Origin of the sequence: Rothia sp. L_38, assembly GCF_050689125.1 — a bacterium.
Lineage (GTDB): Bacteria > Actinomycetota > Actinomycetes > Actinomycetales > Micrococcaceae > Rothia.
The window spans coordinates 44,179-59,075 of sequence record NZ_JBOEQD010000011.1 but is presented as its reverse complement, the minus strand read 5'-3'; the positions used below and the strand labels follow the sequence as shown (position 1 = coordinate 59,075).

The window sequence follows — 14,897 nt, the reverse complement described above, 5'->3', positions numbered from 1 at the left end:
TAAAGAAGAGGGTTTACCAGCCGCGTTTCTTGATTTCTTGATAAACGGCATGCGCCCATGCCCGAGCGCCTGCTTCATTAAAATGCCCCATATCGTCAATTCTAAATGACTCCGGAATTACTCCATTATCAATATCAGTTTGATCTCTTTCAGTCATACCAATCTTAGCTGCGTTAAACGCTTCAACCGGGTTTTCAATAATCCATCTCACAGGTTTAATAAAAATTTCACCAAAAGATTCTTCAAGTAGAGAGTTAATCTCATCCACTGGCTGGCGAGCCTCTGAGCCTATAGGTTCTGAAACCCACGGTGGAACATCCCATACCAGGTGTCGCGCACCGGTATCTGTATTTGTTTCTAGAATATCGCGAATATACTGGACAGTTTGCTCACTAGTAACTCTTGTATCAATATCGTTACGACCAAAACCTACAATAAGTGAATATTTCCCGCGGGTTCCCTCGGTCAAAGTGTTAGTAGGCGTAGCCGGGTCTAGGTATACAGCGTTCATAGGATCTGCGTGAATTTCATTGCCGGGAGAATCACGGTAAAAATATGTTTCTAGTACACCATACTCACGCATAAGGTACCCATTAACTCCCAGAACCTCACAAGGATAATGCCAGTAGTTGGCTGCAATTGGGTTAGGCTCTATACTCATAGCAGTAACTAAGGCTGGTTCCTCAGCAGGAATCAGATTATTCTCAAATCCTACTTCAAGTTCTAAAGCGCCAGCTCTAAATGCACCAGCCATAGAGGTATCGCCAGCTACTCCAGCAGATATATGAGTGTATCCCGTAAGTGCTTCAAGCTCCTGTGCAAGTAGGCCAGAAGCAGTAAATGAGTCGCCATAATGTGACCATTTCCGCGGGTCCGAGCCTGATGCAGCTGCACTTGAAGTAGCCGCTGTAGCGGTTTCAGTAGGCACAATTCGTTCGATTTTCTCCTGGCCACAGGCAGAGAAGCCAGCGACAGTACCGGCAGAAAGACCCGATAGGAAAAGACGACGTGAAAATTTTGTAGTCATGCTGAGGTCCCCCTTCTAGTTTTCTGAGACGCGCGGTGCGTCCTGTGCAATCAGATCAATTTCATGCTGAGTGATGCTTGCAGCCAGCTGCTTATCATTCAGATTTTCAGCAACGTTCTGGTGGTGCAGAGCATTCTTCTGGGTACGAGGAATAGAAATAAAGGTCATTCCCCTGTGGTCAATTTTGCGTGCCTTCAAGCCATTACGCAGGGCAATAACGTTGACCCAGATATCGTCTGCCTTCGGACTCTTTTCAAGGAAGTCTTCGCCAGCCTCTTTAAGAGCTTTCTGCAGGGCTGCAGGGAAGATAGTGCCTGCACCTGTTGTGATGAAGTTTGAGTACAGTGCATCGTTCACCGAACCGTATACCCACTGTTTGTAGGGCGCAACCTTACCCTGGGCATCCAAAGTGAAACGGTGCGTACGGTAGCCCAGAAATTCACCCGGGTACTGGGCGGCAGCTTCATTCAGGTAGCGTAGCCAGTTCTTAGGGTAAAGAATATCGTCATCTGCGGTGACCAGAAGGTTTTCTTCTCCCCCGGTCTCAAGGCAGTAGGGGTAGGCTTTCTTGTGCGGGCCGTAGTTCTTCGTAAACCGAATCTCAAGGCCGCGGTTCTGCAGTCGTTTTAGCTCGGGGTAGTTGTCGACAGAAAAGTCTTCTTCATCAACCCAAAGAATAAACCGCGCGGGCAAGACCGACCCCTGAGCCAATGATTCGATGGTGTACCACACTGTTTTCAGGCGGTCTGCGTACGAAGTGAGCGACAGAGTAATCGGGGCTTTGCCCACAATACTCTTCTTGCTCACAGCGTTGAGAGCGCGAAGCCGCCCCATCGCTGCTGATTTGAGAATAATTTTTACCGGTCGGCTGTAGGTTAGATCCATCGAAACCATGTGTATTTCTTTCTACTTCATAATCTTTGCTTTGCGCAGCACTGCTCGAGCTGCTCGTCCGAGAAGAGCAAGGTCTGCTCCTCGTGCGACATAAAATTCATGAATCTTGAACCCAAACTTGAGTTTCAAGAAAACAATGTTGCTGAAACCAGCTAGACCGCTACCTACCAAGGTCGATAGCGCTGCACCCATACCTCCAATATGCGGGGTGAGGGTTATAAGCACAAGCAGGTTAAACACTGCGCCGATAGCCATAGACCAGCTACGCAGATCGGGGTGGCCGCGCCCTGAGAGGCCAGCGCCCGCTACGGACCCTGCCGACCCAATGACCGCGGCTCCTAGCAGAACCCAGGTCATAGGTACTGCTGCTTCAAATTCTTGGCCGAAGATAGGGCCAATCCACCACTGAGCTGTCAAAGCAATCGGGAGTGAGATAAGGAGTGTAATGAGGGTGGTAACCCGGGCAGTCATGGTCAAACGTTGATCGGCTGCCGCTGCGCTATCTTCATCGCCGCTATCACGTGAGTCTAAGGCAAAAACTACGTTACGAATAGCGTTTGAGATAACCGAAGGTACTTCGCCGATAGTCACCGCTACAGCGTAGAGGCCCTGCTCTTGAAGAGTGGTCAGCTTAATCATGAGGGTCTGGTCAATACGTGAAAGCACAATCCCAGAAAGGGAGCCAAACCAGACCTTGCCGCCGTACCCCAGGGCCTCCCCTACTGGCTGTTTTTCGCCCGAGTAGCGGTACTTCTGCTGGTGAATCTTCACTAGCATGGGCATGTATACAAGAGCGCCAAGTACTGGGGTCACTAGAGTAACAATAACGGCGCTAAGAACGGTGAGGTTACCCGTCCACAGCAGCACAAGAATAGCGCCAAGGCGGAGCAGCGAGAATAGCCCCTGTTCAAGTGCTTGGAGGTGCCACTGATGAGTAGCTGCTACGAGAGCACGCGGAATAAGGATCAGCATGTTGGGCACAACAGCTAGTGCGGTGAGAACAACAAGTTGCGCATACCAGGGGCCATGATCTGCGGCCAGGTAAGGCGCAAGCACATAAATAATGCCTGCGCATACAGCGCCCAAAAGCACCAGTACGCCTACAACGAGTCTCAGAACCGACCCGGTACGTCTCACGAACCGTGCAGCGTGAAAGGTCAGTGCTTCTGGCATACCAAATGCACCAACTGCAGTCGCTACAAGCACTAAGGATGTGATGCCGCCCAGTGCACCGCGCCCTGCATCGCCTAAAGAGTTAGAAAGAATAGGTGCAATGGCAAGACCAGCTATAGGCGCGATGAGGTTACCCAGCAGCGAGTAAAACATGCTTTTACGCACACTCGGCTGGGGGGTGCCCTGAGTTGGCTCTTCAACGGTGTGGCTCTCATATTTTTCCGTGAAGTCGGTTGCCAAATGCCTCGGTTGGTATTTTTTAGCCATAGGTCTTTCTTCGTACCCGATCGGTATAGCACAGGGGTGGGAGGTACGTCCTCCCACCCTCATTACTCAATGAACGATGCAGTGCTACTACTTCTCTTTACGCTTAGCTTTCTTGTCCTTGCGTGATTTTTTCTCACCCTTCTGACCAGTGCGCTTACCTTCGATGTCGTAGTAATATTCACGACCGTAGTACTGGTAGTACCCTGCTTCAGAACCTGTTGCAGGAACCTTGTTAAGCACGGTACCAAGAATGTCCGCATTGACCCGCTTCAGATTGCTGATGGACTTTGCGAGTTCTTCACGCTTAGTGCCATTTGCTTCCACAACAACCAGGGCACCATCGAACTTAGTTGCCAAGATAGCTGAATCGGTTACGGGCAGCAGCGGGGGTGCGTCCAGAATAACCATGCCTTCTTCTGCGAGGCGGTCAATCATCTGAGTAAAGGCATCTGAGCTGAGGATTTCAGAGGGGTTCGGAGGAATACGGCCAGCAGCCAGAATGTAGAGGTTGGGGTAGCCTTCTACGGTCTGAAGCACATCTTCTACGTCAGCACGGCCGATGACGACGTCGGTGACGCCTACTTCTTCGATCAGGCCGAAGCTCTTAGCAACAGTAGGACGGCGGAGGTCTGCGTCGACGAGGAATACGGGTTTGCCAGACTGCCCCAGAATAATCGCCAGGTTATCTGCAACGGTTGACTTACCGTCTGAAGGAAGTGAGGAGGTAATAACGATACGGCGAGGGGGGTTGTCGGGGTTCTTGAACTGCAGGTTGGTGCGAAGTTCTTTGAGGGACTCGATGAGTCGGAAATCAGCACGTCGGGTATTCTCTGCTGCATCGTTCGGAGTGATTAGACGTGAATCGGCAAATGATGAGGAGAAAGGAACGGTGCCCAGAACGGGAATTTCTGAGCCGGTTACTTCCACCAGCGCATCCATTGAGCGGATTGATCGGTCGCGAACTGAACGGATGAAGAGGTAGACCACGCCAACAATCAGAGCTAGAGCAATGCCGAGCAGGGTGTTGAGCTTAACGTTGGGTGAGACCGGTGACTGGGGAAGATTGGCCGGCACGTAAGCGGAGAACTGCATGACAGACTGAACCGCGAAGTTGCCTTCCCCGGTAGTGGCATTGTTGCCGGAGTTTTCAACGGTTTGTACGTTCTCGCCCAGGGCCTGAATCCAGGCGTCTGCAAGGTTCTTAGCTAGTTCGGGATCCTGTGAACGGACGGTTACCTTAATCTGTGCGGTATCAAGAGGAACAGATGCAGACACCATGCCGATAGCGCGTTCAGGAGTCATCTGGTAGCCAGAAATCTCAAGGGCACGCTCTGCAACGGTACGAGATGATGCTAGGGCCTGATACTGGGTAGCCTTTGACTTTGTCAAAGTATCTGCGGCTGACGCTAGGGCAACACTACCGGTATCACCGGTGGTGACGACGCCGGTTGCGTCGGAAGCGTAGACCTTGGGTTGCATCAGTGAGAAACTGAAGCCCAGTAGGCCACCGATAACAGCGGCGATGACAAGGATGTACCACTGGCGGCGAAGAGTACGAAGGAAACCTTCGATGGCGCCTTTCGATTTTTCAGAAGCCGAGTCGGCTACTGCTTGCGATTCGTTCATTGAGATTGTTCCGTTCAGTTGTGCTGTGTGATTAGGCCCGTGAGGCTCTCATATGTTCGACGTTTGCGATAACATCGAGCGCATCCATGATTTCCTGGGTGCTTGCGATGTAGACGTCCATATCTTTTTTGAAGGGGTCAACGATATCTAAATCGTTGCCAGGAGCGTTGACCCGTGATCTGAGCTGGGAGGCCTTACGGGCTGCAGCTCTCCACCATTTGCTGGGGTCTGCCTGCTGAATTTCTTCTACGTCGATTTGGGGCAGAAGCTGGGCAAACTCTTTGATGGTAAAGACCCTATTGAGCAGGGTTGGTGCCTCTACTAGCACCTGAGCCCGGTGAGCCACAGTTGCGGTCAGCACGATATCGTGCGCTTTGAGGTCCTCTCCCTCGATAAATTTGGGGGTGTGTTCATCGAGGGAGAGGCCCTGCCGGGCTGCAAGTATTTTGATTTCTTCGGTAGGAGCCAGAGCCTGGTTGACCCCGGTCCCCCCGCTGTGTACAGTTGCTGCTCCGTTGAAGAGACGTTGCAGGTAGGCTTCTGCGAATGCTGACCGGCAGATATTACCGGTGCATACGAAGTACCAGGAGTGTTGTGCTTGCTGTACCATTGGGGAGCCTTCCGAAGGAGTAGCGGGTTAGAGACGAACTGCCTTGTCTGAGGTAGTAACGCCGCGAGTATCGAAGAAGACCTTGGACTTGCCAGCAAGAGTGTCTACATCGTAGTCACGGTGCTTCTGGAGCAGGATAACGATGTCGGCTTCTGCAAGGCCCTTGTCGAGGTCGGTAACCTTTTCGATGCCGTCGATGCCCGGGGTCCAGTTTTCTACGTAAGGGTCATTGTAAGAGAGCACTGCACCGCGCTTAGCGAGTTCAGCTGCTACAGGTACTGCAGGTGATTCGCGCTGGTCAGAGATATTGGCCTTGTAGGTTACACCCAGTAGAAGCACCTTGGCACCGTTCAGGGATTTCTTCTCTTCATTCAGCATCTCCATAACACGCTCCGAGATGTACTTGGGCATGGAAAGGTTGATTTCCTGGGCAAGTTCAACAAAGCGGAAGGGGTAGCCCAGTGAGCGCTTAACTTCATAGGAGAGGTAGTTGGGGTCAATCGGGATGCAGTGGCCGCCTACGCCGGGGCCGGGGTAGAAGGCCTGGAATCCGAAGGGCTTGGTTGCTGCTGCGTCGATAACATCCCAGAGGTCGATATCGAGGTCATGGCAGAACTTAGCCATTTCGTTGACCAGCGCAATGTTGATGTGGCGGTAGGTGTTTTCAAGCAGCTTTGCGGTTTCTGCTTCGCGTGCACCGCGTACGGGTACCACAGTGTCAATGAACTGTGAGTAGAGCGCTACGGCCTTTTCGGTTGATTCAGGGGTTACACCGCCAACGACCTTGGGGGTGTTCTTGAGGCCGTAGACGGGGTTGCCGGGGTCGATACGTTCAGGGGAGAACGCGAGGTAGTAATCTTCGCCCAGGGTGTGGCCCGCTTCGTTGATAATGCCGGCGACAAGGGTATCGGTGGTACCGGGGTAGGTGGTTGATTCGAGAATTACAGTGGTACCGGGGGTAAGGTGCTGAGCGATTGAGGCACTGGCCTTCTCGACGGGGGTGAGGTCAGGGTTGCCGTCCTGGCCCAGCGGAGTGGGTACACAGATAACGACGTAGTCTGCATCCGCAATGGTGGTTGCGTCGCTGGTGGCGATGTAGCCATTCTTCAGCATTTCTGCGATGTCATCGTTTGAGAGATCATCGATATGGGAGATGCCAGAATTGAGACCGTCTACGATGCGGGGTGATAGGTCGAGGCCGACGACGGTGAGGCCTGCGCGTGAGGCTTCCTGTGCGAGGGGCAAGCCTACGTAGCCCTGACCGATAACAACAACTTTGGTCATGATGTGTTTTCCTTCTAGGAGGTGATTGAGTGACTATAGAAACAAGCTAGGTAAGGTTTGCTGTAATCCTTATAGCAAACGTATAGGGATTACGGGACAAGAATTTTCTGGCCCCAAGGTGGCACGATGTTCTTCGCGAGCAGAGCAAGCACCACCGAAAAAATCAAGCAGATAATAAACAGCGGAACCTTATCTGCCATGTCTTTTCCTGTCCATCCAACGTTGTACCAAAACCAGATAGGGACAGGATGAAGCAAAATAACGGGCGTAGCTAGGCCAACAAACCAGGCGACAGGTCTCTCCAGCAAAGCCTCTAGAGGCTGGTACAAAACTTCCATGCTTGCGATCCAGGCAAGCGCCAGAAGGGAGTAGACCAACGTAGACAAAACAGGGGTTCCAAAATCACCAGATTTGAGGACCATTGGAGCTACAGTCACTGTAGCTATCATGTAAACACTAGCGCCAAGAAGTAGTAGAGAGATATACCAAGGTACTGTGATTTTAGTCTGCAGCACCTGTAATGCATGCCCTGCTGCGTAGAAAACCAGAGAACAAAAAGCTACTCCTATGCCAAGAGGCAGGTTAGCAAGTTCTTCTCCAAAGAAACTTCCTGCAATAAGAGATAGAGCAATAGATACCCCATATACGAACGCAGAACGTTGCGTAATGTATCGATAGAAGATTCCAGAAAACCAGATTGCAGTAAAGTACCAGAAAGCGGTAAAAGGAGCTTTAGCTTTCTCTCCTCCCCACAACACTGTTGCAACAGTCTTCAATACATCTGAGGTTCCAATTTGTGCAAAAAACACCAATTGAATTACCAGAATAATGAGCAGCGGAATGCCCCACCCTAGATAAGGGTAAACCAGGATCTTAAATTTGTTTCGCGCCTCAAGTATAAGTTCCCTACCCGACTTCCAGAGGTAGCCAGATAAAATCATGAAGACATAAACAAATACTGTAAGAGGTATTTCAGTCCACACATGCCCAATGACAATGAAAAAAATACAGACTAGTCGGATGAAGTCAATATATCCGTACCTTTTATTGTCGGAGATACGCTGCGTAGAGTGCCTAGGCTGATACATGACGCTTCCCCTTCATCTCCTGGAAGTAACCTTTCTCTGACACCCATGAGCCAACAGTACAAAGGCCTAATGCAATCCAAATCAGATAAGCGCTGTTGGAGTTCGTAGTGAAGCCACTATTCGTCATATTAACGAAGATAACGCCAAGTGCGGCCACCCCCATTACGGCCCCAGATAGTGACCGGGCATTACGGAGAACAATATAAAGTTGAAGCACAATCAGGATTGCTGAGAAAATAAGGCCGTAACCCATTGCTGCAATAAGGTAGGCATTTTCCAATGAAGAAGAAAGTTGCCCCGAAGCACGCAGGTCACGGTCACCGGGGTACCCCGTCATAATAAAGTGCTGAAAATTATTACCCACCCAGGTCAACGCATCAAAACGCTTCTGATTAGAGCCACCGTCATTATTCATTTTCTCAATAATTGACTGGCCAGCTTCAGAAGAGTACAAGAAAAGGAAACCAAAGACTCCAGCGACTATACTAAAGATTTTTGCCGCAGCTGACGAACGGGCACAAACGATAACAGCTATAGCAACAACGATGCCAATAGCCACTGCGGCTCGACCATTGCCCAGCAAATTCGTGTAGGTATAGGCCATGATGAGCGCAATTCGAAGCGCACTATTTCGAACCCAGTAGGTCATTGCAATAGCAAAGATACAGAGGGTTGAAAGCTCTAGGCCGCCTTCCAAGGTACCGTAGCTACGCCCGAGATCATCACTCGTCTGAAACCACAAAGCGTTCTGGGTAATTTGGGAGTAAACCAGAATTTCCCCGGTTTCCTCCTGACGGATTGCAAGCCAAAACTGGTACAACATGGTCAGGTGGAAAGGCACAGAAATAACCTGGACAGCGCGTAGCCCTAAGCGATGAATCTCCATCTTCAAAAGAAGGTAAAGAGTAACCGGGGTGAGGTAAATAATCGCCAGGTTCATCAGCGTTTCGATGATACTCGAATAAGCAGATACCGAGTTCACCATCATCAAAATTACTAGGGCTGAAAACAAAGCCAGCTCAGTCTTCGAATTCAGCAAGACACGAACAACGCGAGGACGATACAGAATTAACTGCATAATTGCCGTGGCGGCAACAAGATACCCCGCCATATGAAGGCCAACCATCCACACGTTCGAGGCATAGAAGGGAACCAAAATACGGATAATAATGGCAGCTGACAGCAACCAAACAGGACGAGACGCAAAAACAGAAGCTAGCACAAAACAAAGCACTAGCCAGACAGCCAGCATAGCCATTAACGACTTACCTTTCGGTAAATAGCTTCAAGCTGGTCAGCAATCTTCGGCATCGAACAATACTCAGCCACAAAATCCTTACCTCGAGCACCCATTTGGGCGCGGGCATCCGCGTCCTGCAACAAAGAACGCACAGCATCAGCCAAGCTGTCTGTATCATCACTCTGAGCTACCAGCCCAGTACCAAACTGCTCAACCTCAGGGGCTAGACCGCAGTCGTCCATTACAACGACAGGTAAGCCAACCGTCATAGCTTCAACCACCGTCATACCGTAGGGCTCCTCAACAGCAGGAAGCACATAAACCTGTGCCTGTGCCATACGAGCTACCGTCTGGTCAGCAGGCAAAGAACCCTGCCAACGAATACGGCCATCAGCATTATCGTGAGCCAGCAGCTCAAGAACAGCCTTCCCCTGGCCCTCGTCAGGGCCAACCAGGCTAAACCGAACCTGCGGAAACTCACGAGCTAGCTGCTGGGCTACACGAACAAAAACAGTAGGGCGCTTACGCTCCTGCAAGCGAGCTAAAAAGAGCACCTCAGGAGATTCCTGCCCGTGGTCAGCCTGCAACTCAGACAGGGGAACGCCATTACGCAAAATCTCAATATCAGAAGCCAGCAAAGAAGAATCAACGACCTGCAGATCCCGCTTCTCCTGCTCCGTCAAAGCAATAATTCGAGCAGCCCCCCGCAAAGCACGGCGAGTCATCAAAGCATCTAGGGGCTTCGCTAAAAGGCGGTCAGAAGCATCAATCATTCCATGCGTATGAACAATCGTAGGCACGCCCGTAGCCTGAGCAACCAAAGTAGCAGGAAGAGTCACCAAATCACGTGCCATATGCACGTGGACAACGTCGGCTGTCTGCGCTACCTTTCGCAGCCACGATAGCAAACCGGTGGAGGTCAGGCCAGCGAAACCGGTACCAGGAACGACCAATCGGGCAGGAAAGAGCTGAACCGGCACGCCGTCATATTCTGAGGGCAATTCACTCCCCCAGTTCTGTGCACCAGCAGCAAGAAGCACCTCGTGCCCCTGTTTCTGCGAAGCCTTCATCAAGTTCACAGCTACACGCAATGGCCCGCCCAACGAGCCATCAGGAGTCACCACGGTGACAACGTGCAGAATCCTCATAAATGGTTCCCTACCCTAATCTGTCTCTCAGCGCTCACGAACGCCCCTCTACAGGAGCAACGCCGAATCATCTAGACCATACTATTTTGTAACCAGCCTATTTCCTATACCTTGCCACTGAGCTTTTGCTCTCACCGGCCAGAGAAGTGTGGCGGCCCCCTTCAGGACAGCCACACAGGTATCTCTACAAACCTACTTCTTAGGCTGGTAAGGGCTTACGTCACCCAGAGGAGCAAGCACCTTTGACCCCGCAGGTACGTCTTTAGTCACCAGTGCCATAGCACCGACCACGCTGTCATCGCCTACTGTTACCCCGCGCAAAATTGATGCGCGCGAAGCAACCCATACACGGTCACCAATCACGATAGGAGCATTATCAAACTCAAAATTATCGTGGTTGAACAGATGTGAGCCAGTGCAGATATAGGTGTCCTGGCTCAGGCAGCTGTTCTCACCGATAATGACCTGTTCAAGGTTCAGAATCCAGGTGCCCACGCCAACCCAAGAGTTTTTCTTGATCTCTAGTTTCCAGGGCCAATGAATAGTTACACCGTGACGGATTAACACGCCTTCTTCAATCTTGGCGCCAAAAGCACGCAAAACCTTTACACGCAGCTTAGGCGGAAACCACCAGTGCTGCAGAAGAGTGCTCTGGGCCAGAAGCCACAGGGCCTGAACAGCTTTCGGTCGGCCCTTGTCGTAGCCGTAGCCCTGGAAGCCAGAAAGATCTTTCATTCTTCTCCTTATAGACCAAGTTTCGCCGCAAGGTAATCAGCCAGGCGAATTGAGATAGCAATAACAGTCAAAGTCGGGCCTGCCATACCACCTGTGGTAAACGCACCGGTGGTAGAGAGGTAGAGGTTAGGTGAGGACCACACCTTCAAATTCTCATCAATCACCGATTCCTCAGGGGCGCTACCCATACGAACCAGGCCCATCTGGTGGGTTGCATCGACCATAGGGCGAGTCAGCATCTCTTCCAAAGTCGGCGGCTCGTAGGTTGCAAAGCCGGTGGCATTAATGCCTTCAGCAAGTAGCTCTAAGGAACGGTGGTAATTCCGGCGGTCCTCTTCAGGAATAAAATGTTGTACGTCCAGTCGAGGTACGCCGTAAGCGTCCTTCTCCGAATCAGAAAGAACGACACGTTGCTCTGCGCGTGGAGCCTGTTCCGCATCAAAACGGATGCGGTACACGCCCTTCTTTGAATAACGGGTAAAAGAAGGAAGAGTACGGGGATCAAGGACGCGGTCCCGGAGCCAATGCACGCCAAAAGCACCGACACTAGGTAAACCCTTAACAACATTGAGTACATGTGCCTTGGGGTTCTCCAGTTCAGCATAGCGGCGGTGCATACCTGTTCCCTTAAAGCCCCCGGTCATGGTGAGCATCTTGCGCACCAGAGCAAAAGAACTCAGAAGCGGATCCCCGTGATCGGGGTTTCGAGGCTCGTCATACCAAATTGCAAAACCCATATTTAGCAGGCCCTCGCGGCGACGGACCTCCTCATGGAGTTGCAGGTTTCGTCGCACCCAAACCCCGTCGTGGCTCTTCGTGTAGGTAACAGCGTTGCCCTCAGCCTTGGGGTCTACCATAGTGAGCTTACCGACCTCACCGATGGGGTGAATAGTGTAGTAACGACCTACCTGGTCATTCTCATTACCAATATTAGAGTTCAGCAACAGACGAGCGGTTTCAAGCCCCCCCATAGCGAGCACAACTTCATCGCCGCTAACGGTTAAGAACTTACCGGGCTTTGACTGAATTTTCAGCTCAGTCACACGACCGGTTTCGGGGTCTTGCACCACATGAGTTACGTTCGCGTTATGCACCACGCGCACATTGCCACGATCAGCTAACTCATCCTTGACCACGTCACCAAAGTTAACCGGAGGTCCCCAACGCCAAATGCCCTGTGTATTGACCAGATCAGACTCCCCCATCAGATGTTGGGGGGCGCCTTCAATGGCCTGGGCTGCGGTGTACTGCATATTCTTCACGCCAGCGGCCACAGTTGCACGGTGATAGAAAGGATTTAAATCCTCACGGCTGATAGGCCAACCTTTAAAGTCCAGGCCACCTTCTGTACGGTCTTCGAAATCCAAGGCATCGAAGGGGTAGGTACGCCCACCCCACTGAGTCGAGGCACCGCCCAAACGCTTGGTGCGGGCCTTTTCCATGGGTTCAACGCTCTGGGAACGCTGATCAGCTTTCAAGGTTTCGTCATGCTCAGGGGAACGCCCTAAAGAACCGCCCTCGATCATGAGAATATCGACACCCGTTGGCGCCAGTTCACGCGCTACGGTAGTTCCAGCTGGACCGGTACCAACAATAACTACGGTACCTGTCAGGTGTGCGTTTTCAGGCAGTTCACGGGCGTCGATGAAACTCATAATAGTCTCTTAACTCTCTAGTATTTTCCGTGCAGATTCTATATCTGCGTCTGTTACGCCGCGTTCTAAAGCGGCAAGATTTTCGGTGACGTGGGCCGGGCGGCTCATGCCCAGTAACACAGCGTCAATAGCGGGGTGCTGGTAGGCGCCCTCTACCATGGCAGCTACTGCCTTCGGGCGGTTTAAGCCACCCGCAGTTAACTGCGGCAACAGGGAACCGTCGCCTAATACGGCTATACCAACGACATTGATATCTTCAGACAAAGGCTGGACCGCATCTGCAATAGCGGTGTTACTTAGGTTGATGGGTAGCTGTAGCCAGCTCAAGCCCTCAGCCTCAGCCGCTGCTACAGCATCCCCTTGGTAACGAACAGATGCGCCCCAGGCACGAATGAGGCCACGCTCTTTCATTGAATTCAGTTGGTCAACTACGTCTGTACGTTCAAAATCTGCGGCAGTGGGCTCATGAAGCAGTAAAATATCGAGTTCGTCTTTACCCTGCCGGCGCATGCAGGCCAGCGCAGCCTCTTCCACGTAGCCCGGCTCGAAACATGTAGCAGCCGAAGTGGCTGCCTTGAGCCCTTGGATTCCAGCCCTACCTGAATGTTTCCGTGCGCTCAAGATGCCTCGCGGAGTCTTGAGCAAGCCTACTTTGGTCATTACAGCAACATCATCGCGGTGCTTAACGGCTCGTCCAACGATTCGCTCGCTGATGCCGCGGGCATAAACATCAGCAGTATCAACTAAGCCAACGCCCAGATCCAAGGCACGGTTAAGTGCCTCTTCGCCCTCTTTGATGGGGCGTTTCTGCCAAAAAGCACCTAAGCGTGATGTGCCAATGCCGAGGGGGCTTACTTTGAACTCACCGAGTTCAGTGGGAGTTAAAAGATGGCTACGCATAGACGGCGTTCCCCCCGGTTGCCTGGATAACTGCTGATTCCCAATCATCATATACCTTCTGGGGGTTCATGGAACGCCCCAGAAGTTCATAGCCTGCAGCACCGATGGCGTCCGCGCGGTCGGGATTATCCATGAGATATTCGATATGGTGCGCAAACTCTATTGCATCATGGCCAACAAGGTATTCATCACCGTGTGACGAGGGGATACCTGCCACGCCCAGCGGAGTAGCTACAACTGGAATACCTACGCTTAGCGCGTCCAGAACCTTGGTCTTTACGCCGGTTCCGCTCTGGATTGGAGATACGAAAACACGGTGACTGCTCAGCTCAGCATGCAAGTCTTCTACATAGCCCTTGAACGTGATGGGAGTTCCTTCGAATTCTGCCATTTGCTCTGCATCGGCCTTACCAATCACAGTTACCTCAACCTTACGTCCATGTTCGGCCAAGACAGGCAGAACCTCGTCTCGTAGGTAGCGTAAGGCGCCCATGTTCGGGCCGTAGTGCATAACACCGAGGAAGACCAGTTTTTCAGCAGCATTATTGCTAGGAGTACACTTGACGTTTTGCGGCACAGCCATAGGTAGGCCAAGCACAGGTGCCTGGGCACGGAGGGCAAGGACGTCAGCTTCAGCTTCACTAGTCAGGGCAGTCACAGCGGCCTCACGGGCAACCTGAATTTCACGTTGGTAGGCTAACTTCGCCTCAATCCCCAGCAGGTGCTTCACAGCGCCTTCGAGGAGAGGGCGAATAAAGCCAGGAATCTGCTCGCCGAAGTAGCCAAAGACAGAATCATTACTTTCTTTGAATTCGGTAGAAGCATAGCGGGCAGACAGTAAATCGTCGAGGTGCATAACGACCGGCAGACCGGTGGCCTGTGCGGCTTCCCAGGTACGGATGTTATCGCCGATAACCACCGTCGCGCCGATCTGATCGCAGATAGCCTTAACAGAGTTTCTTACCTGCTGTGAATCGAAGAGAGCTTCGTTCAGAGTCTTACGCGATGCAAGCGAACGTACAGCGCTAAACGGCATGGTGATAATGGAGGGAGTAGGTACCCGATGGACGGGACACCCTAACCAAGTTGATACTCCCTCAGAGTTCGTAATTGCAATGACCTCTACGGGGTAGCCTGCTGCTTGAAGGGCCTTAACAGCTGTCTCGAGTACAGCGATACGGCCAGTACGGGCAGCAGTAACTTCGCGCGCTGCAAGCAATACTACCTTTTGGTTTTTTTCCAACATAGCT

The 14,897-nt window shown here is 51.8% G+C and carries 13 protein-coding genes; all 13 read right to left on the bottom strand.

The genetic code is table 11. The features are described 5' to 3' along the window. Window positions 1-13 precede the first annotated feature (13 nt). The 13 genes from ACRCJM_RS09280 to ACRCJM_RS09220 all read right to left on the bottom strand — a co-directional run bounded on the left by ACRCJM_RS09280 (window position 14) and on the right by ACRCJM_RS09220 (window position 14,866). A complete protein-coding gene (locus ACRCJM_RS09280; protein ID WP_431464697.1) occupies window positions 14-1,027 on the bottom strand; it encodes a hypothetical protein in 1,014 nt (337 codons plus the stop codon). A 15-nt stretch (window positions 1,028-1,042) separates the two neighbouring features. Beyond that, window positions 1,043-1,921, bottom strand: coding sequence for a glycosyltransferase family A protein (locus tag ACRCJM_RS09275; protein WP_237222244.1), 879 nt, complete (start codon window positions 1,919-1,921; stop codon window positions 1,043-1,045). A gap of 12 nt (window positions 1,922-1,933) precedes the next feature. Beyond that, a complete protein-coding gene (locus ACRCJM_RS09270) occupies window positions 1,934-3,361 on the bottom strand; it encodes a flippase (RefSeq protein ID WP_431464696.1) in 1,428 nt (475 codons plus the stop codon). 87 nt (window positions 3,362-3,448) lie between these two features. Continuing rightward, window positions 3,449-4,987: a polysaccharide biosynthesis tyrosine autokinase gene (locus ACRCJM_RS09265; RefSeq protein WP_431464695.1), complete on the bottom strand. Its 1,539-nt coding sequence runs from the start codon at window positions 4,985-4,987 to the stop codon at window positions 3,449-3,451. A gap of 31 nt (window positions 4,988-5,018) precedes the next feature. Next, window positions 5,019-5,597 carry a hypothetical protein gene (locus ACRCJM_RS09260; protein ID WP_431464694.1) on the bottom strand — a complete coding sequence of 193 codons (579 nt, stop codon included), beginning with the start codon at window positions 5,595-5,597 and terminating at the stop codon, window positions 5,019-5,021. A 27-nt stretch (window positions 5,598-5,624) separates the two neighbouring features. Next, on the bottom strand, window positions 5,625-6,881 hold the full coding sequence (locus ACRCJM_RS09255) for a nucleotide sugar dehydrogenase (RefSeq protein WP_431464693.1): 1,257 nt from the start codon (window positions 6,879-6,881) through the stop codon (window positions 5,625-5,627). Window positions 6,882-6,970: 89 nt separating this feature from the next. Next, on the bottom strand, window positions 6,971-7,969 hold the full coding sequence (locus ACRCJM_RS09250) for an acyltransferase family protein (protein WP_431464692.1): 999 nt from the start codon (window positions 7,967-7,969) through the stop codon (window positions 6,971-6,973). Beyond that, window positions 7,956-9,227 (bottom strand): hypothetical protein, encoded by a 1,272-nt coding sequence (locus ACRCJM_RS09245; RefSeq protein ID WP_431464691.1) that lies wholly within the window; start codon window positions 9,225-9,227, stop codon window positions 7,956-7,958. Before ACRCJM_RS09245 ends, ACRCJM_RS09250 begins: the two co-directional genes overlap by 14 nt. Further along, window positions 9,227-10,357, bottom strand: coding sequence for a glycosyltransferase (locus tag ACRCJM_RS09240; protein WP_431464690.1), 1,131 nt, complete (start codon window positions 10,355-10,357; stop codon window positions 9,227-9,229). Before ACRCJM_RS09240 ends, ACRCJM_RS09245 begins: the two co-directional genes overlap by 1 nt. A gap of 192 nt (window positions 10,358-10,549) precedes the next feature. Then, window positions 10,550-11,092 carry a DapH/DapD/GlmU-related protein gene (locus ACRCJM_RS09235; RefSeq protein ID WP_431464689.1) on the bottom strand — a complete coding sequence of 181 codons (543 nt, stop codon included), beginning with the start codon at window positions 11,090-11,092 and terminating at the stop codon, window positions 10,550-10,552. Window positions 11,093-11,100: 8 nt separating this feature from the next. Further along, window positions 11,101-12,747 (bottom strand): GMC oxidoreductase, encoded by a 1,647-nt coding sequence (locus ACRCJM_RS09230; RefSeq protein ID WP_431464688.1) that lies wholly within the window; start codon window positions 12,745-12,747, stop codon window positions 11,101-11,103. 9 nt (window positions 12,748-12,756) lie between these two features. Further along, window positions 12,757-13,647: an aldo/keto reductase gene (locus ACRCJM_RS09225; protein WP_431464687.1), complete on the bottom strand. Its 891-nt coding sequence runs from the start codon at window positions 13,645-13,647 to the stop codon at window positions 12,757-12,759. Then, a complete protein-coding gene (locus ACRCJM_RS09220) occupies window positions 13,640-14,866 on the bottom strand; it encodes a glycosyltransferase (protein WP_431464686.1) in 1,227 nt (408 codons plus the stop codon). Before ACRCJM_RS09220 ends, ACRCJM_RS09225 begins: the two co-directional genes overlap by 8 nt. Window positions 14,867-14,897: the final 31 nt, after the last annotated feature.

Bases quoted from the DNA above. Each gene is read 5' to 3' on its own strand.
- ACRCJM_RS09280 (WP_431464697.1), bottom strand. From the start codon at position 1,027: ATGACTACAAAATTTTCACGTCGTCTTTTCCTATCGGGTCTTTCTGCC.
- ACRCJM_RS09275 (WP_237222244.1), bottom strand. From the start codon at position 1,921: ATGGTTTCGATGGATCTAACCTACAGCCGACCGGTAAAAATTATTCTC.
- ACRCJM_RS09270 (WP_431464696.1), bottom strand. From the start codon at position 3,361: ATGGCTAAAAAATACCAACCGAGGCATTTGGCAACCGACTTCACGGAA.
- ACRCJM_RS09265 (WP_431464695.1), bottom strand. From the start codon at position 4,987: ATGAACGAATCGCAAGCAGTAGCCGACTCGGCTTCTGAAAAATCGAAA.
- ACRCJM_RS09260 (WP_431464694.1), bottom strand. From the start codon at position 5,597: ATGGTACAGCAAGCACAACACTCCTGGTACTTCGTATGCACCGGTAAT.
- ACRCJM_RS09255 (WP_431464693.1), bottom strand. From the start codon at position 6,881: ATGACCAAAGTTGTTGTTATCGGTCAGGGCTACGTAGGCTTGCCCCTC.
- ACRCJM_RS09250 (WP_431464692.1), bottom strand. From the start codon at position 7,969: ATGTATCAGCCTAGGCACTCTACGCAGCGTATCTCCGACAATAAAAGG.
- ACRCJM_RS09245 (WP_431464691.1), bottom strand. From the start codon at position 9,227: ATGGCTATGCTGGCTGTCTGGCTAGTGCTTTGTTTTGTGCTAGCTTCT.
- ACRCJM_RS09240 (WP_431464690.1), bottom strand. From the start codon at position 10,357: ATGAGGATTCTGCACGTTGTCACCGTGGTGACTCCTGATGGCTCGTTG.
- ACRCJM_RS09235 (WP_431464689.1), bottom strand. From the start codon at position 11,092: ATGAAAGATCTTTCTGGCTTCCAGGGCTACGGCTACGACAAGGGCCGA.
- ACRCJM_RS09230 (WP_431464688.1), bottom strand. From the start codon at position 12,747: ATGAGTTTCATCGACGCCCGTGAACTGCCTGAAAACGCACACCTGACA.
- ACRCJM_RS09225 (WP_431464687.1), bottom strand. From the start codon at position 13,647: ATGCGTAGCCATCTTTTAACTCCCACTGAACTCGGTGAGTTCAAAGTA.